Origin of the sequence: Bacteroides sp. OM05-12, from assembly GCF_003438995.1 — a bacterium.
Classification (GTDB): domain Bacteria; phylum Bacteroidota; class Bacteroidia; order Bacteroidales; family Bacteroidaceae; genus Bacteroides.
Map to the genome: position 1 here is coordinate 55,135 of NZ_QSUN01000004.1, position 20,984 is coordinate 76,118.

The 20,984-nt window shown below is 39.2% G+C and carries 9 protein-coding genes; 2 read left to right on the forward strand and 7 right to left on the reverse strand.

Translation table 11 applies throughout. From position 1 onward, the window contains the following. The first annotated feature begins 46 nt into the window (after positions 1–46). Positions 47–2,155 carry a glycoside hydrolase family 97 protein gene (locus DXB63_RS05020; protein WP_233522804.1) on the forward strand — a complete coding sequence of 703 codons (2,109 nt, stop codon included), beginning with the start codon at positions 47–49 and terminating at the stop codon, positions 2,153–2,155. Positions 2,156–2,741: 586 nt separating this feature from the next. Here the strand turns inward: DXB63_RS05020 and DXB63_RS05025 are convergent. From DXB63_RS05025 to DXB63_RS05050, 7 genes are all read right to left on the reverse strand, one after another. Next, positions 2,742–5,885, reverse strand: a complete 3,144-nt coding sequence (locus tag DXB63_RS05025) for a cellulase family glycosylhydrolase (RefSeq protein WP_122125310.1) — start codon at positions 5,883–5,885, stop codon at positions 2,742–2,744. 29 nt (positions 5,886–5,914) lie between these two features. Beyond that, positions 5,915–9,010, reverse strand: a complete 3,096-nt coding sequence (locus DXB63_RS05030; protein ID WP_122125311.1) for a GH92 family glycosyl hydrolase — start codon at positions 9,008–9,010, stop codon at positions 5,915–5,917. 138 nt (positions 9,011–9,148) lie between these two features. Beyond that, the gene (locus DXB63_RS05035) at positions 9,149–10,876 is read right to left on the reverse strand and encodes an acetylxylan esterase (protein WP_122125312.1); all 1,728 of its coding nucleotides are present in this window, start codon (positions 10,874–10,876) and stop codon (positions 9,149–9,151) included. 133 nt (positions 10,877–11,009) lie between these two features. Beyond that, positions 11,010–11,171, reverse strand: coding sequence for a hypothetical protein (locus tag DXB63_RS17880; RefSeq protein ID WP_158563640.1), 162 nt, complete (start codon positions 11,169–11,171; stop codon positions 11,010–11,012). 26 nt (positions 11,172–11,197) lie between these two features. Beyond that, entirely contained in the window at positions 11,198–12,904 is a 1,707-nt protein-coding gene (locus DXB63_RS05040) for a hypothetical protein (RefSeq protein WP_122125313.1), read from the reverse strand. 412 nt (positions 12,905–13,316) lie between these two features. Beyond that, the gene (locus DXB63_RS05045) at positions 13,317–14,519 is read right to left on the reverse strand and encodes a glycoside hydrolase family 88 protein (protein WP_122125495.1); all 1,203 of its coding nucleotides are present in this window, start codon (positions 14,517–14,519) and stop codon (positions 13,317–13,319) included. Positions 14,520–14,527: 8 nt separating this feature from the next. Next, complete coding sequence (locus DXB63_RS05050; protein ID WP_122125314.1) at positions 14,528–16,837, reverse strand: glycoside hydrolase family 3 N-terminal domain-containing protein; 2,310 nt, start codon at positions 16,835–16,837, stop codon at positions 14,528–14,530. Positions 16,838–17,041: 204 nt separating this feature from the next. On the opposite strand from DXB63_RS05050, the gene DXB63_RS05055 reads away from it, so the two are divergent. Then, positions 17,042–20,983: a two-component regulator propeller domain-containing protein gene (locus tag DXB63_RS05055; RefSeq protein WP_122125315.1), complete on the forward strand. Its 3,942-nt coding sequence runs from the start codon at positions 17,042–17,044 to the stop codon at positions 20,981–20,983. Position 20,984 lies beyond the last annotated feature (1 nt).

The following is a 20,984-nucleotide window of genomic DNA, read 5'->3' on the forward strand; positions in this document are numbered from 1 at the left end:
AACAAATAATTTAGAAGATATGAAAAAACATTTATGGTTCCTATTTATGATATGTACCATGTGCGCAAACGCGGTCACAGTCGAATCTCCCGACACAAATATCAAACTGGTATTTGAAGTAACCAACGGAGTTCCCACTTACAATTTAATATATAAAAATACACAAGTAATTAAGGACAGCCATCTGGGAATAGAGTTGGTAGATGCAGCTCCAATGATGGATGGTTTTGAATTATTAAGTTCGGAAACATCAAGCTTTGATGAGACTTGGCAGCCGGTATGGGGAGAGGTCAAGAACATAAGAAATCATTATAATGAACTATTGGTAGAGTTGAAACAACCGTCCTCGGATCGTTTTATGAATTTGCGTTTTCGTGTGTATAATGAAGGTATCGGCTTTCGATACGAGTTTCCTCAACAACAGAATCTGGTCTATTTCGTCGTCAAAGAAGAACATTCTCAATTTGCCATGACGGATGATCATACAGCATGGTGGATTCCGGGCGATTATGACACACAAGAATATGATTATACGGAATCTAAACTGTCGGAAATACGAAGATTAATGAAAGGAGCAATCACGAAGAATACTGCTCAGACTTCTTTCTCTCCGACAGGCGTACAGACTTCTTTGCAAATGAAAACAGCAGAAGGCCTGTATATCAACTTTCATGAAGCAGCTTTAGTGGATTATTCTTGTATGCATTTAAACCTGGATGACAAGAATCTTATTTTTGAATCCTGGCTGACCCCGGATGCCATAGGAAACAAAGCCTATATGCAATCGCCATGTAAGACTCCCTGGCGCACAATCATGGTTAGTGATGATGCACGGGAAATATTAGCATCCAACTTGATACTGAATCTGAACGAACCTTGCAAATATACCGATACATCATGGATTAAACCGGTGAAATATGTCGGTGTATGGTGGGAAATGATTGCAGGTGGGAAACCATGGGCATATACTTTTGATTTGCCTTCCGTGAAGTTAGGAGAGACAGATTATACCAAAATGAAACCTAACGGACTTCATCCTGCCAACAATGAGAATGTAAAAAGATATATCGACTTTGCGGCAAAACATGGTTTCGACCAAGTATTAGTCGAAGGTTGGAACATCGGTTGGGAAGATTGGTTTGATAAGTCAAAAGATTATGTATTCGACTTCGTAACTCCCTATCCTGATTTTGACATTAAAATGCTAAATGATTATGCACATTCAAAAGGTGTACGTTTGATGATGCACCACGAAACATCCGCTTCTATCCGTAACTATGAGCGTCACATGGAAGAGGCTTATAACTTGATGAATAAATATGGTTACAATGCAGTAAAGAGCGGTTATGTGGGCAATATGATTCCAAGAGGTGAACATAATTACGGTCAATGGTTGAACAACCACTATTTATATGCGGTAACAGAGGCAGCCAAGCATAAAATTATGGTCAATGCACATGAAGCAGTACGTCCTACAGGACTTTGCCGGACTTACCCTAATTTAATTGGAAATGAGGCTGCACGCGGAAATGAATACGAGGCTTTCGTAGGCAGCAAACCTTTTCACACAACAATCCTCCCTTTCACCCGTCTACAAGGTGGCCCGATGGATTATACTCCGGGAATCTTTGAAATGGAAATAAATAAACTGAACCCTAATAGCCATTCGCACGTAAATTCAACATTAGCCCGCCAGTTAGCACTTTACGTAACCATGTATAGTCCGTTGCAAATGGCTGCGGATATTCCGGAGAATTATGAACGGTTCATGGACGCCTTTCAATTTATTAAAGACGTAGCTGTGGATTGGGATGACAGTAAATATCTTGAAGCCGAACCGGGACGTTATATAACTGCTGCCCGCAAAGCAAAAGGCACAAATAATTGGTTCATCGGTTGCACCAGCAGTGAGCATGGCCATAACTCAACTTTAAAGTTAGACTTCTTGGATTCCGACAAGAAATATATTGCCACTGTATATGCCGACGCTAATGATGCGAATTATAAGACAAATCCACAAGCCTATACAATTTATCAAGGCATTGTTTCTCCTAAAACTGTCCTGAAGTTAAAAGCAGCTCCGGGAGGTGGTTATGCAATTAGCATTATGGAAGCCAAAGATAAAGAACAATTAAACGGCCTGAAAAAATTATAGATAAAATAAGAGCTATCTAATAAGCCTTTAATAGTGAGGATATGTCAAAGTATTCGGGTTCTCCATTCAAGTGGAGGAACTAAGGTACTTTGGAATATCCTCTTTTTTAAAGGCTCACCAGATAGTCTTCTCAAGGGACTTTAAGAATCGTCTAAGCTTATATTATAATTTTTCTCCTAATGTCTAACCGAATTCTCCCTGACGAAGTTCCCGAAAGACGTAGGGCATTCGACAAGAAGACGTAGTGCGTCATAGGTAAAGACGTAGCGTGTTTTTATGAGCCATGCAAAAAGCGCGACAAATTTTCAACGTTCATAAGGGAGATTAATGTCACAAGTTTTCTCATTTGAGGCTTTTTTAAAGATAAAGCGTTGATAATGAGCCCCGCGACAAAAATTTCGTAGGGGGTATAAAATACTATATAAATAGAGGCTTAACAGACCGATTCCGACAAAAGAGTTTTATAGCTTAAAAACAGAAAGGAATCATTAGAAAAAGCTCACCCCTGTCACAAATATTTGCAACAGGGGTGAGTTTTTGTTTTCAGAGCTTGTTAGTCAGCCCTATATTAAATATCCGGCAATAATTACATTTTCGTAATCTTACGTGCAACCGTACTGCCATCTCCTTTTGTCATCTTCAACACATAATATCCGGCATCTAAAACAGATACGTTTATTTCTGCCTGCATATTATGTACAGCAGTCTCATATACTTTCTGTCCCATCATGTTATAGACAACAATACTCTGAATTACTTCTTCCGAATTAACTTTCAGAATATCTTTTACCGGATTAGGATAAAGAACGATATTATCACCATTCTTCACGTCTATATTTCCTATAGAAGACGGATCATTAGCAAAGTCTCTAGTATATTTTTCCATTATTTTCATGGTAGACTTTTCCGTATAATAGTCCTTAGCAGGTTGTACGGTCAATACATAGGCATCATACATTGAACCACCACACCAATAAGTAGAAGTCAATTGTTTTTCCTTCAAATAAGAGAATACATTATCGATCAAAGTCATATACCTTTCATCACCCTTTGAGTGTCCATTGTACGGAACTCCATATTCGCCGATCATTCCTTTCTTATTATTCTTCTCCAACCAAGCAACAAACGGGTCAAGACGTTGTTTGTAAACTTCAGAATTCGTACCTACTTCCTGGTCGTATGTTTTTTGATAAGTACCGGAATTATCTTTATCAAAATAAGTATGTGCCTGATAAACAAGTTTATTGCAAGGATCAACCAAATCTTTCAACTTATCACTCGAGCCTTCCCAGCCTGCTGCACCTGCATAATTCTTGCCCTCAACCACAATCTGCGCATTTGTATCTACTTCGCGAATTGCATTGATAGTAGTCTGATAATCATCAAACAAGACATTGATATCGATACCTTTCGGCTCATTCATCAAATCATATCCCCAGATATTCTTATAATCCTTGAATTCAGTTGCAATTTTCTTCCACAAGTCAGCTAAATGCTCTTTTGTCAATATCACTTCACTCATGGCTTCCCAATTGCCCCAACTTTTCTTTGATTCGTCCCATACACGGCGACCGGCAACTCCATATTCATACAATGAGCCATCAATAGCACGTTCACAAAAATCATGCAAATCCAGCATCACCCACATACCCAATCTTTCCGCCTCTTTTACCACGGCAGCCAATGCTTTGATATCTGATTTATCGGCATCATAATCCAATTCTCCACCAACTACATGTTGCACACGCGGAGCACGGAACGGAATACGAAGTAAACGAACCCCTTTCGCTTTGAAATAATACAAATCTTCAAACTTAGGATATATATAGCTTTGACCGAATGTTCCCGGGTTATCACCACCTGAAGCAGAAGCCAGATTCACTCCTAAATATGCTTGATCCATTGGAGGAAGAACTCCGTCTGTCTTATCCTGAATAGCTTCTTTTTTATCATCATCTTTATAAGGAGGAGTTACCTCACCTGCAACTGCACTACCCTTATAAGCAACGATATTATCTACAAAAATATCTTGCGTTGCATAGCCACTCACTTTTAAACGGATAACATAAACTCTGCTTAAATCTATATCATGACAATAATCCAGACCAAAACTTAAAGAAACCCATTGCCCTTTTTTAAGATTCAATGCTACAGGTATTTGTGCTACTTTATTATCCTTATCATTAATCCAGACTTCAACGCCTGCCGCTTTACCACCTTCCAATGCTCCTTTTAAGTATACACTCAAGTGCAGATAGTTCATCTGACTTAAATCCATCACATCACTATTCTTATGTACTTTGAACGGGAAAAGATTCCAAGATGTCAGTTTCAAAGTTTTGTTACCTGACACTATCTCTACAAATTCATCCTTTTGATTTGCATCTTGTCCCCAATTTCCGGCATTTACAATTCCGAATTCATCCTGATATCCGTCTTCTTCGTATTGTTCACAGAAAATAGAGATAACATTTGATTTATCCAACGAAAGCGTAGGAACAGTCGTCGGGTCCGGAGCAGGCTCAGTATCATCATCATCACCACTGCTTTTATAAGCATATACATTATCTACATAAAGCAGTTTACCCGTAGAACCTTTTCCGCCACGACGGAATCTGATCATATTGACAGTAGAAGTCCCCCATATACTAAGAGGTACATCAATAGAAATCCATTGTCCATGCCAATCTTTTTCCGTAATATTCAACCAAATACCGGCATCTTTACCATTCCCACTAAAATCAGTTAAAGAAAAATCAAATTCACCGATACCCTGTTCATTACCCGGAGAGAATATATCCATGTGCAACATATCCTTGCCAGAAAGATTTGCCGTACCAACAGACACATTCGCTCTACTTCCATTCACAAGGTCGTCAATCTTAAATATCTGGTCATTCGTTCCCTCAATCGTAACAATCGACTTTGTCGTTTTTGGATCACCGTAATCAGCTTGTGCATAATCAAACTTTCCGCCTTCATAATGTTCACTAAAGAAATTAAGAACATTAGCTTTATCGACAGTCGGTGTCGGAGCTGAAATCAAAGGAACACCGGTGGTAAGATTAGCATTGCCATTGGCTACAATCTTTATTTCCGGATCCGTACCGGGACCTGGATCATCACCATTATATGCATAAACATTATCCACATAAAGAATAGTACCCGGAGACCCCTGTTTGCCTCTTACAATACGCAAGATATTAATTGTTTTCAAGTTCACACCGGCATCTTTAAATACGCTCAATGGAATATCAACAGCTATCCATTTGTCATAAGTTCCGTTTGCTTCAAAATTATACCACAAGCCGGATGAAGCCGTACCCGATCCCCAATCACTTACCAAATAAAAGCTGAATTCTCCGATACCTACATTATTACCGGGAGAATAAATATCCATATGGATATAACCTTTATCACTCAAATCACAAGTACCTAAAGATATTTGAGCATTATTCTGTACACTTCCGGTAGATAATCCTTCAATTTTAAGTACCTTTTCCGTATTGCCAAAAGGTGTTATTATCGTTTTAGTTGTCTTTCCTGTCCAATCCGCATACTCAATTTCGAATTTTGCGAATTGTTCATAAACATCGCTGAACAGAGATTTAACCTCACTCTGAGGACGCGTAGGCGTAGGTGCCGGCGTCGAAGGTTGTGCATACAAAGACTGCCACCCGCAAAGCATTACTGCCAATATCAGATAACAAATTCGAGAAATTCTCTTCATAATACTTAATTTTATAGTTAATAATAAAGTTACTTTGTTGTTACATATTTAGTTAGAATCCGTATTTGCGGTTTATCCTTTTTTAAATTATCCTCCGGATGTACGGAAAGAATATACTTATTCCATCTTGCTCCGGCAGCCCAATACGTACCGTTTACTCCTTCCGAGCTGAGATAAGCCAAGAAATTATCCAGACACTCCAACCAACGTTCATCATCTGCCGGAACACCGTATTCCCCTACAAGTCCACGGAAATGATTCTCTTTCAACCATTCCACGAAAGGACGCATACGTTCCACACCAATATAAGGATGTGCTTTTTCTTCATCATACGAACGCCGATAAATCCCCGAACCATCTTCATCAAAATAGCAATGCGCTTCGAATATCAAATTATGAGACGGATCATACAAACTCTTCAATTCATCACTAACCACTTGCCAACGTTCGGCAGAACTCCAATGATTTCCTCCCACTACGATTGCCGTCCTCGTATCATATCGGCGGATCGTATCAATAGCCGCCTGTGCTATTTCTGTCCAAGGAGTAGACTCAAGCATATCATGAGGTTCATTAATCAAACCATACCCATACAAGCCTTTACAATCTTTTAATTCTTTGGAAATCAGTCCCCATGCCGATGCAAAATGGTCAATAGAAAGACTATCACCGATAATACGGTCTTTTCCGTCATCCTTACGACGACCGTAATTGTGCATATCAATCAAGATTTGCATTCCACGCTTATCCGCCTCCGCCAATAAGAACTTAATATAGTCTATTTCTTCCCTGTTTAGTTCTCCGTAGAGTTTACGCTGGATACGCTCCCATTTAAATGGCAGACGAATCAACGTTAATCCTTTAGAATGCCAATAATCCAATTCATCTGTCGTAGGATAATAATAATCCTTATTAAAACGTCCTACTCCCTCCATCTTTTTATGGAAAAACTCTGCACCCGCAAGATTCACTCCAAAAGGTTGCACTCCTCCCCTGTCTATACCAAAAGGTTGTATATTCCATTGCTGAGGTTGATTCGTCAAATAATAGATTATCGTTGCGCCTTCTGCAATTTCGGCATGACGTATCCATGTTCTATCCAGAACTTTACCATTCAGTACAACGGATTGTATATATTTGGCATCAGGAGAAGATTTTATCGTCTTTACTTCTATCTTCTTACCATTCTCCATAGTCAGCGTTACTTCCGGAAAAGCCGGAGGCAACAGATAATAATAATCCTGCCCCGCATTCGGGAAAAAGCCGATGGAAGTAAAGATATACCATGACCCCATTGCACCGCTATCTTCATTATCCGGATACCCCTTTGCCAAAGAAAAATGGTTCGTACGAATGAAATCCACATATTTGGCTGCCATATCCGGACGGTCACAATGACTAAAAATAAAAGGAGAAAGGAATCCCGGTTCATTGTCCAGCTCTATCAAATCATTTTCAAAACCGTAAGACAACCTATTTACCATATTTTCTTTGCCTCCGCATAACTCTATCAAACGGTCGAACTGATGAGGAGCAAATAAGGTATACACCCATGAATTACCTTCATAGAAATATTCAACCCAAGAACCATATCTTTGTGCCGGATCTATCTTTATCCAATCGCCATTCTCCTTACGAGGACCGACAAAACCTTTGAAACCATGACTTTCCAATTCGGGATTAAATAAGTTCACCCACTCTCCTGAACGTCTTTCCAGATAATTCGCAGTTTCATTGTCACCCATCATTCTAGCAATGCGGGCATCACAAGCATCATTATAGGCAAATTCCATTGTATAGCTGCAACTCATTCTTGCACCCGTTTCAGGAATCCAACCGTATTTCAAATAAAGACTGTCACGTGCATGAAGTGCGTTCCATTTTACCAATTCATAAGCCTTTCGCTTATCAAAGCCCTTTAAATTCTTTGCGAAAGCATCTGCAATAATATTATCCACATCATCACCGCCCTGTTTCATTTCCCATTCCAAGGAACTGGTAAAAGTAGGGGTACATTCACCATCATGTGCAAAACGGTCAATGAAAGAGTTCATGGTCTTTGCCACAAAACTTTCATTAATAAGCATCATCAACGGATATTTTGTACGCCAGGTATCCCATACACAAAAATGGTCATCAATATGCGGTTGTCCGCTCGTCCAACGAGGATTGTCGCCAGTTCGTTCACGAGGCATCACAAAGCTATGATACATTGCTGTATAGAACAAGCGTTGTTCCTCTTCCGTTCCGCCTCTCACATCTATCTTCGAGAAAACTTCATTCCAAGCCGCTTTCGCCAAATTCTTCACTTCGTCAAAGCTACGTTTGCCTATCTCCTGCTCCAGATACTTACAAGCATTATCCACACTTTTTAAAGAGACACCAACGCCCAAATGCACCGTTTCCGCATCCGTCGGTAAACTCAAACGGGCATATAGAGCTTTTACTCCTTTATCTGTAACTTTCACCTCTTTCAGTTTCACATCCGGGCGGATTGCAAAAAAGACCTTATAAGGTTCGGCGCTTCCGAAACCACCGAGATATTCTCCCCAACCGGTCAATAAGCCGGAAGACTCGTCATAAGAGATGTTTCCTCCCAAAAACTGTCCTTTCACGATAGGAACAATCTGTTGGGGAATATTGTGTTTCATATCCAGAAGGATATTTTTATTGCCTGACTTCGGATAAGTAAAACGATAAAAAACACTATGATGTGTAGGAGTTATCTCCGTTTGTATATTATAGCGGTCTAAATTAACCTTATAATAATAAGGTGTAGCTACTTCACCGGATTTAGGAGAATCATGCTCCGTCTCACCCTCCTTAAATCCAATCTGAGGAGAAATAAATACCTGTCCGTAACGTGCCCAACCGATACCGGAAACGTGTAATTGTCCGAATCCTCGGATTACATCATTTTCATCATACCCATTGTGGCCTCCATTCGGAGTTTGCGGAGCCGGATTAACCGAGCCATGAGGCAACTGCGGCCCAATAACGCAATTACTGTTTCCTCTTACCCCCATGAACATATCTACATAAGATACTTTATCCGTATCTCCTGCAAACAGATAAACAGGGAAAACAATCAATAAAAAACAAAATAGTAATCGGTAGCTTTTCATGGTATTATTATAAAATCAAAACTAAACATGTAACAACAGAAACAAAGTAAGCTAAAAAAGAAATTTCTCTATGCAAAAATATAATCTATGTATACCAGAATATTCCATAAGCAATATTTTAGCATACAATACGGAAGATTATTTGCAAAAACCACGAAAGAAATCGTTTCTGATGCTCCACCAACTTTTTCCTACCGTATGTCCTTTATCATAATAGATATAATACTGTTTAGGAGACCTCACTTGGTTATATCCCGAAAAGTTGATGTGGGGCGGGCAAGTCTCATCCTGCAATCCTACTCCCATAATAATCGGACAAGAAATGCGGGAAGCCAGATTCTTCATATCAAAATAAGAAAGCAACCGGTACACTTTGTCCCAACTGCATTCTTGATGACTGCGCATATAATCCTCAAAAACCTCACGGGGCCACGGCACAATCTTAAAATAATCCCGAAAATCCGACAAGAAAGGTATATAAGGAGCTGCGGCACAAATACGCTTATCCAAAGCACAAACAGCCAACGTAAACGCACCACCCTGACTTCCGCCTTCTGCAAAGATTTTCGAAGTATCTACTTCCGGACGTGAGCATAAGAAATCCACTCCACGCACCAAATCCATAAATGCTCCACGATAATAATAGTTTGCTTTATCTTCCAGTCCATATACAATCCATCTACCATACGTATTCCCGGGAAGTTGGATACCTTGTCCTCTGGTAGAAAGCACAAACTCACAGAAATCAGGCAGATTATCCGGATTGGGTAATCCTCCCCCCGAGCCGTAACCCAAGAATGAGATAATAGCCGGGTGCTTACCTTCTTTTTTCGGAACGGCATAGTATCCCTCTATCCTGACATTACCTAACGAATACATCTCCACATGATAAATATTCTTTGCTCCTTGTGATTTATCCTTTAATAAAGACATCTTAAAAGACGGATTGACTTGGGCTAATTCCTCTAAAGTTTCCTCCCAGAAACTATCAAAATCCGGTGCTGCATCTACCGGCGAGAATATTTGTTCCGGATTGTATCCCATATTGAATTTCAAAGGATCGCTCTTTGCGCCATTCTGTTCTCCATATAAAGTAATCCGGTAGAAACCCGGAGCCGGTGGAACAAAAGAGACCGGTTGTTCAAAATCTCCTTTCACCTTATATACAAAAGAATCAACCGGAAGATAAGTGTCGGTTGTCACCTTACACACCAGATTAAATTCATCATCTGTCTTCAAAGGTTTCTTCAGTCGTACACGAAAATCTATCAATCCGGTATTTTCAAATACCCAATCACTATCCTCACATTGTATATCCATCTCCATCTCATCCATCGGAGTAACGGATTGAAGCGTAACTTCTTTTGTTTTCAAGCCTCCGGCTCCACCGTTGTCATAAACACGGATAGCAATTACGTTTTCTTTTCCGAAATGTAATAACTCCGGTGCAATACGATATTTACGCATACCACCGAAAACGACTCTGAACTTTGGTGGAAATTCCCCCATCTTACCGACAGAAACACCATTGACAAACACTTCATCCACATCATCGGCAAATTCATACCTTATGTATAGTCCTCCGGCATCTGCAACAGTACGTTCCCATTCCTTAGAAATTACAAAGCTCTGTCGATACCAAGCATAGCCATCATAATCGTTATAGCCCTGTTCCTCCCAATATCGCCGGGAAGAAATCGTAGTCCAACCGCTATCATCATACCCGACAGTAGCCCACGCAAGGGAATCTCCCGTTGAAAACTTCCATTGTTCGCTCAAAGTTAAAGTAAAACATTCTTTCCCGCTTACTCCAAAAACTAATAAGCATTGAAAGATAAAAATAAATATAGCAGCCTTATTCCTCATAATTGTCTTCTTTTAATATAAAAAGGCAGATTCAGGACGATAACCTTCCAGTCAATTCATCCTGAATCTGCACAAACTAATACCTGAAATACCTAATCTTAAAACATTTAATCAAAACCTACTACTTACTTTTCTATTCACCCCAAAAACCTTTTTTCTTTGAACGTGCCATGCCACCGTCGTGATCCTCGTCCGACACACCAATACGATCTTCACCCGATATGGCAATCACACCTTCTGATACGATATCAATAACTTCTATTTCCGGCTTTATATAATTTTCTTTTGTTTTCATTTCTTTCTTCATTTAATAGTTAACACTTATTTTACCACCACTTTCTGATGATTGATAATATAGATCCCTTTATTCAATCCGTTAATAAAGTTACTCCCTTCATTCAGTTCAAGAGCTCTTACCAAACGACCGTCTAAAGCATATAAGTTCATTATTTGCGCCCTACCTGCAATGATTTCAATAGAACCGTCATTAGAAATTATAATTAATTTATCTGCACTTTCAGTTGAACTAATATCAGTAGCACCGCCATCATCATGACCTATCACCAACTGTTTGTTGGCAGTAGTAGTAAAGTAAGCACGGAAAGCCGGAACACCGGAATTCTTAGGATTTCCCTCTGCAACTTTGGCAAAAGCAGTTCCTGCATTGTTCATCAGATAAAGTCCGACAGCATTCTCGCCATCAATCACCTGATAGTTAGCATAAAAAGCATATCCACCCACCGGAGTTACAGGAGAAAGATTCTCCGTAGAATGAATCTCTACACCCACTGCTTCAAAGTTTTTCACCTCGGGGCTTTCTGTTTTAGCCAGATAAGGAACATTCGCTTCAATAGATTCCGCTTTTGTAAACACAATCTCGTTACCCTCAACATTCGTAAACTCTTCTACAACCACATCTCCTTTATCTACACTGAAAGGTAAACACATGGTGAACCATCCGGTATCCATAAAGTCACGTGAATAAGACACTTTATCGGCAGTAAATGATTTTACATTATTGAAATTATGACTTTCCGTAAGTACGATATTGGCAGCTCTACCTGTTTCACCATCGAAAACAACCACATTATCAGTACCTTCCGGTATAGTAACATCTTGATTTACATAAAACAAACAGTTTGGATTCAAACTTTCTATAATAGGAAGGTCTGTTAGACCTGTTACTTCTGTAAAGTCCACAGTAGTAATGCTTGCGGCATTTCCACCTATTATTGTATTGAAAGCATCTTGACTCCAACTTCCTGTTAAGACTAAATCTGTGGGAGTACCACCGGCATTCGATAATTCCTCATAAGCTAAAATTTTATATTGAAGAGTTTTAAAATCAAGAGATATTAAAAATTTACCTCTCTCATATACAGCATATTTACCACCTGCCAAAGAGCCATTAGGACTTAAAAAATTGTTATTTATTGTAGCCTCGACCTTACTACTACCGTTTCCATTTATTTCAGCAACTGTACTAGTAGATAACTTACCTATAGCAGGAGGCAATACTGCATTCCCTGCATTATTATTACTAATATTAAGTGTCACCTCCTGTGCATCACAATAAGATCTTATTTTACCATCTTTATGAATAATTGCATAAAACGTTACTTCCGTATCATCTTCCTCAATCTTAAACATTTGTGCTCCGGTAATAGCATCACCATTATTTTTATTTTCTATATCACCATAATTATCTTGATATACCACAACAAACCAATGTTCATTATTCCATCCTTCTTTCAAGGGATTCTCAGGATCAAACAGAACATCATTTTTCCATTTATTGTTCTTATAATAAACATTCAAGGCCATTTTACAAGTATATAAAGTATCTTGACCTTCGACCTTAGTCATCACGTATCTTTCATTGCTTTCTGCACCTGAACCTCCCCAATCCGTATCCGCAGTTTTATTAGTTACCCAGATAGGTTTCACAATCAACGTCCTTTCCGTCTGCCCAAACAAAGTAGTAATAGTGGCTAATGCCATGCAAAACATAAGAAGTACTTTCTTCATAATATAAAATTTTAAGTTTAACCAAATTTGTATGCCCAAAAGTAGGTAAAGAGCAGATTCATCAATGCAACGATATTATCAATTACTACCAAAATCCTGTTTAGATAGTTAAATGAGCTGATTTTATACTCTGCAACCATGAATAGGAAGAAACTTTATCAACATACGGTCCTTTGTTTACAAACGATAGGAGTTTGTAGACAATCGACCGTATGTTTGAAATTAATCATACGGTCGATTATTTGTAAATACAGTATTTTGCCTTATACGTTTATTTAGTTGAGAATTGAGAGTTGAGAATTGAAAGTTATTAAAAGAGCGAGAGTGAACTCTTAACTCTCAATTCTCGACTTTATTTGATAGTAAATATATAATTCAAATTACCTGCTTTTAAGTCGTATAGGGCGCAATTCTAATTAAATTTATTCTCCATTTTCTTGTAACGCGTCAATGCTTCAATGTAGTAATAATCCGCATAATTGATGGAAGCATCTATCTCATAACCACCCGGCAAATTGCCTGTGGAATGAAGTAAAAACGATGGATTTTTGTCACGGCTCTGATATTTGTCTGATGAAAGACTATACAGCATATTAATTGCCGCCTCTTTATACTGTTTGGCTTTCTGCTTGTTATCTTCCAGTTGCACCAATTCCAATAGCCCGGAAGCTACAATAGCGGCAGACGACGCATCTTTAGGAGCATTCGGAATAGCCGGATCATCAAAATCCCAATAAGGAATAAAGTCTTCCGGTAAACGTTTCAGATATAGATCTGTCACTTTCTCCACAAAACGAAGATACTTTTTACTACCGGTTTCTCTATAAACCAATGTATATCCATAGATTGCCCATGCCTGTCCGCGTGCCCACATGGAGTTATCGTCATATCCCTGATTTGTCACGCCTTTCAGAAAACGTCCCGTAATAGTATCATAAATAGCCACATGATAGCAAGAACCATCCGGACGGAATTGGTTCTCCATCGTTACTTTGGCATGGCTGACCGCCATATCATAATATTTTTTATTACCCCCGTTCTTCGCCGCCCAAAACAACAGTTCCAAGTTCATCATATTATCCATTATCGTATTATGCGGCCAATTCATTTCAGCCACCATTCCCGGCCAGGAAAGCATAGTTCCCACTTTAGGATTATAGAATCCGGAGAGTTTATCAGCACCTTTCAGCAATATTTGTTTATATTTCTCATTACCGGTCAGACGATAAGCATTACCAAAACTACAATAAAACTGAAATCCTAAATCATGATCGCCCTGATGGTCAGGTTTAAGCAATGGGATAAGAGCCTCCGTATAACGAATCGCTTCTTCTTTTACTTTCTCATCTTTCGTATTCTCATAATCATACCATAATATTCCGGGCCAAAAGCCACTGGTCCAATCATAAATATCGGTTTTATACCAATCCGTAGCATTCGTATCAATGCAACGAGGCAATAATCCCGAGCCCTTAATCTTACCCAATGTCTTCTTAACCTGTATATCACAATAAGATAATTGCTTTTTTACCCCTATTGCATCAGTATCTTTCAGTCCCGACAGTAAAAGCAGAACCCCGACACCAATAACTATATAGCTTACCAATCTTTTCATCCGAACTGTCATTTAACGTTTATGATCTTCTTCATTAAGTTTTTGTCTGCTGATGAAGCCCCTACCATTATTTCATATTCACCGGCTTCTACCGTGTAATTCATTCTTTTATCATAGAAAGCCAGTTTCTCCGCCGGCAAGATGAAAGAAACAGTTTTTGTCTCACCCGCCCGAAGAGGCACACGTTTAAAGTCTTTCAGCTCTTTTACCGGGCGTGTTGCACTGGAATAAAGATCACGGATATATAATTGCACAATCTCCTCACCGTCCATCCCGCCGGAATTAGTCACTTTAACGGAAACGTTCACTTCGCCATTTCTTGCCATTTCGGGCGATGAAAGCGTCAAATCAGAATATTCATACTTTGTGTAATTCAAACCATATCCGAAACGGAATAAAGGAGTACTCTCTCCGATGGCATACGGATGGAAATACATGGATGGTTTGTGATTGTAAATCATTTGAATCTGACCTACATGGCGGGGAATCGTCACCGGTAACTTTCCCGAAGGATTCACTTTTCCATATAATATTTCGGCAACAGCCTGCCCACCCAGACTTCCCGGTTCCCAAGCCTCAACCAGAGCATTGGCATGATCGGCTATCCATTCCACTCCCAATTGACGACCATTCACCAAAACCACAATGGTAGGAACACCTGTTTCTATAATAGACTCCACCAGTTCCTGTTGCAAACCAGCCAGATTAATATCCGAACGGTCACAGTCTTCACCACAAGTCTTGTCATACCAATTAACCCGCAAAGAATACTCTCCTATCGCTACGATAGCCAAATCCGCCTTGCCTGCCATATCAGCAGCCTGTTTTACCTTATCTTTATCCATCTTCCGAATATTCCATCCCATATCCAAGAATGAGAATTCGGTTGCAGGTGCAACAGACTTCAATCCTTCCAATATCGTCGTCACGTTTTCATCCGGCTGCGTTAAAGCCCAATCGCCAAGGATTGTCTGATTATCCGCATTCATCCCCGTCACGAAAACATTCTTGTATTTCGTTCCGTCCAATGGAAGTATCCCGTCATTAGTCAGTAAGACTATTGATTTGCGGGCTGCTTCTAAAGCGGTGGCTTTATGCTTCTCATTAAAAAGAACGCCTTTGTGATCCTTCTCATCCGTAAAAGGTTTTTCAAACAGTCCCAATTGGAACTTTGCATACAATATCTTTCGACAAGACTCATTGATTCTTTCCTCCGTCAGTTTTCCCTCCCGAACCAGTTCGATCACTTTCTCATAAAATTCCGGCCCGTGCATATGCATATCCATTCCGGCATCTACCGACTGATAAAAGGCGTCTTTATTATCTACCGCTGTATGATGCAAGTCATGTATATGTTCGATATCCATCCAGTCACTGACCACAAATCCTTTAAATCCCCACTCTTTACGAAGAATATCTTCCATCAGCCATGGGTTTGCATGACAGGGAATGCCATTCAATTCGTTATGAGCTGTCATAAAACTATAAACTCCGGCATCTACCGTAGCCTTGAAAGGAGGGAAAAACACCTCACGAAGCGTTCGTTCGGAAATGTCGGTAGGCGAACCATTTGTTCCGTTTATAGGCTGACTGCCACCGATAAAATGTTTTGCACATGCCAACACATTCTCAGCGTTGCCGAATCCGTTACCCTGATAACCACGTACAGAAGCTGCTCCCAGCAAGGATACAAGATAAGGATCTTCACCAAAAGTTTCACCCACACGTCCCCAACGCGGGTCGCGGGCTACTTCCACGTTCGGATTGAATGTCCATTGTGAACCGGTGGCACGCATTTCCAAAGCTGTCTGCCTACATATTTCTTCTACTAAATCAACATCAAACATAGATGCCTGACCAATACTTGTCGGGTACGCCGTAGTTCCCACTACCTGTGCATTGCCATGAATAGCATCAATACCAATTATCAATGGAATCTTTAAACGGCTTTTCCGAGCCAACTCCTGAAGCTGATTGGCTTCTTTTACCGTAAGAACATGAAGAAAAGAACCGATCTTTCCATCTATTGTCATCTGTTCGACATCTTCTTCCGTTATACCGGGATAAAAACCTCTTGCTGTATTATTATTCAAGTCATCTACCGTCAAATCCTGAGCAGCAGTTCTCATATGTTCCAGTCCTACCCATTGACACATCTGTCCGACCTTTTCCTCTAATGTCATGCGAGACATCAAGTCACTGACCCGTTCCTCGACCGACCGACTTGGGTCCTGATATATATTTTTACCGAAAGCAGAAAAAGACATTCCTACAAATGTAAAAGATGAAATTATAAATGTACTAACTATTCTATTCATGTTTCTAAGGATTAGATTTTAGTAATCAATATGAATGATACAAATGTAGGATTGATAAAACAAATAGAATATAAATATATTTTCCAAAGATATAAAAGGGCTGTTTTATAGCGATATTGTTATATTTTTATAGGATTTAAGAAGATATTTGCATTGTTCAAACCTCAAAAATCTATATATTTGAGCATCTTAATTTCACAAACTATGAGACACATCTTTTTAATCTTTATCGGTCTGTTCTTATCTTTAATTCCGGCTCATGCTTATCACTTCAGAAGTTACCAAGTGGAAGACGGTTTATCTCACAACAGCGTTTGGGCAGTCATGCAAGACAGCCGGGGATTTATGTGGTTCGGAACAAACGACGGATTAAATAGGTTTGACGGGAAAAAGTTCAAGATATTCCGAAGAGTACAAGGTGATTCCTTATCCATTGGGAATAATTTCATTCACTGCCTGAAAGAAGATTCACGCGGAAGATTTCTGATCGGAACAAAACAAGGACTCTATCTCTTTGATGAGAGACAAGAAAAGTTCGAGCATATCGACTTGAACAGAGACCAAAAAGATGATGCCAGCATCAATGCCATTATGGAAGACCCTTCCGGAAATATTTGGTTAGCGTGCCACGGATACGGCTTATATGTCTTGACACCGGAATTAACCGTAAAGAAGCATTACTTATCCAACAACAAATCTTATTCATTGCCTTCCAATTACATTTGGAGTATCGCCCAAGATTATTACGGTTATATATGGTTGGGCACGGTAGGAAAAGGTCTTGTACGTTTTGATCCAAAGAAAGAACAATTCACGCAAATAGCAGGGAATAAAGAACTGAATATCAATGATCCCGTAATATACAGTCTCTATTGTGATATAGACAATAATATATGGATAGGAACGGCCACCAGCGGTCTAATCCGTTATAATCCTAAAGCTGAGAAAGCAACATATTATATAGACAATGTATTCAATATCAAATCCATCATTGAATATTCCGACCATGAACTTATTATGGGTTCAGATAAAGGACTCGTCAAATTTGACCGTACGCAGGAAAGCTTTAATCTGATAAACGACGACTCTTCTTTCGACAATATGACCGATAATTCTATCTTTTCCATTGCGCGTGACAAAGAAGGTTCTTTCTGGATCGGTACTTATTTTGGAGGCGTCAACTATTACTCTCCTGCCATCAACCGATTCCAATATTGCTACAATTCACCGAATAATTCCTCTAAAAAGAACATTATAAGCAGTTTTGCAGAGAATGAAAATGGCGAGATATGGATAGGAACCCACAATGACGGGCTTTATCTCTTCAATCCTCAAAACCTAAACTTCAAAAAACTTTATGATATAGGTTACCACGATGTGCAAAGCATACTACTGGACCATGATAAACTATATGCAAGCCTTTACGGTAGAGGCATTAAAGTCTTAAATGTAAAAAATGGTCAGATCAATACACTGGCCAATAATATCTCGGAGATAAATCAAACGATCAATTCTATCTTTAAAACGTCCAAAGGCCAAATTCTTTTTACTTCCGAAGACGGAGTCCTGTCTATGGATGCATCAGGTACATTGAAGAAACTCGACTATCTGGCAAATACGCCGATAAAAGATATTACAGAAGACTATGACGGTTCTATTTGGTTCGCTACTCACTCAAGAGGATTGATACGTCTTACAGCCGACAATAAATGGGAAGTATTTACAAACAATCCTGATGATCCGAAATCATTACCGGGGAATAATATCAATTGTGTCTTTCAAGATTCCAAGTTCCATATCTGGGCAGGTACGGAAGGAGAAGGATTGGCTTTATTCAATACCAAAGAAAAAAACTTTGAGCCAATCTTAAACGACCAATCGGGATTACCATCAAACATTATATATTCTATATTGGATGACTCCGACGGGAATCTGTGGGTAAGTACAGGCGGAGGATTAGTCAAAATATCATCTGATTTAAAAAGTGTCAAGACATTCTCTTATATCGGTGATATCCAACGAATACAATATAATCTTAATTGTGCATTAAGAGCATCCGACAACCATCTTTACTTTGGAGGGACAAATGGTTTTATTACGTTCAACCCCAAAGAAATAACGGACAACCTCAATAAGCCCGCGATCATAATTACCGGTTTTCAGATTGCCAGCAAAGAGATCGTACCATCCGAATCATCATCGCCGTTGAGAGAAAGTATCGACATCACTAAGAAAATAACGTTGTCATACAGTCAATCCACTTTCAGTTTCGATTTTGTTGCTTTAAGCTATCTTTCACCGGAGCAAAACAAATATGCCTATATACTTGAAGGCTTTGACAAAGAATGGCATCATACCGACAACAATAAAGCCATATACATGAATATTCCCGCAGGGACATATACTTTCCGTGTAAAAGGAACGAATAATGACGGTATATGGAGCGATGAAGTAGCCAGCATTGTCATCAAAATAAACCCGCCATTCTGGATATCCAATATTATGATTTGCCTGTATATTATCCTTGCCATAGGCTTTATCTTATATTTCATCCGCAGATACCACCGGTTTATCGAGCGTAAGAACCAAGAAAAACTATTCAAATATAAGACGGCTAAAGAAAAAGAAATATATGAGTCTAAGATTAATTTCTTTACCAATATAGCGCACGAAATACGTACACCGCTCTCGTTGATTGCAGCTCCATTGGAGAAAATCATTTTATCAGGCGACGGGAATGAACAGACTAAAAACAATCTGAGTATCATAGAGCGTAGTGCAAACCGACTTCTTGAACTTATCAACCAGTTATTGGATTTCCGTAAGATAGAAGAAGATATGTTCCGCTTCAATTTCAAGAAACAGAACATTATAAAAATCGTAGAGAAAGTATATCAGCAATATTATCAAAGCGCTAAATTCAACAAATTAGAAATATCTTTGGAAGTAGAAAAAGAAGATATAGAATGTAATATAGACGCTGAAGCTATCTACAAGATTATCAGTAACCTCATTGCCAATGCCATAAAATACGCAAAGAGCCAGATTAAAATAACAGTAAAAGAGGTAGACGGCAATTTACAAATCTGCGTGAAGGATGACGGTATCGGAATAGAGGAGAAATTTAAAGAAAAGATATTCGAACCGTTTTTCCAGATACAAGACAAGGACAATGCCGTGAGAACCGGTTCCGGTTTAGGCTTATCATTATCACAATCATTGGCACTGAAACATGGAGGTGAAATTTCCATTGAATCGGAATATGGTAAGAATTGCCATTTTACATTAACGCTTCCTATTGTAGCCGGAGATACAATACAAGATACGGAAGACGTAACCGCCGACAAAGAAAGCACGATTGCAGAGCATACAGCCGGCGAACCCGGTAATGCAAAAATCCTCATCGTGGAAGATAATGCGGATATGCGTACTTTCTTATGTGAAAGTCTAAAGGATAATTACATCGTTTTTGAAGCGGAAAACGGTATAAAGGCTTTGGATATTATTGAGAAAGAGAATATCGACATTATTATTTCCGATATAATGATGCCGGAAATGGACGGATTGGAACTATGTAACAAGCTGAAAAACGATCCGGCGTACTCTCACTTGCCACTGATTCTGTTATCGGCTAAAACTGATGTTTCGACAAAGGTGGAAGGTTTGAGCAAAGGAGCCGATGTCTATATGGAAAAGCCATTCTCCATAGAGCAATTAAAGGCACAAGTAAACAGTATCATAGAAAACCGGAATAATATCCGGCAAAACTTTATCAAATCTCCGTTGCAATACTTCAAGCATAATAGCGAAAACAACGAAAGCGCCGAGTTTGTAAAGAAGCTGAATTCCATTATTCTGGAAAACATGTCGGATGAGAATTTCTCCATCGACAGCCTTTCTTACCAATTTGCCATCAGCCGTTCCAATCTTCATAAAAAGATTAAGAACATAACCGGCATGACGCCAAATGACTACATCAAGCTAATAAGGCTGAATGAAAGTGCACGGATGCTGTCTACCGGTAAATATAAGATAAACGAGGTATGTTTCTTGGTAGGCTTTAACACCCCATCCTATTTTTCCAAATGTTTCTATGACCAATTTGGCAAATTACCCAAAGACTTTATACAGACAACAAACGAATAAA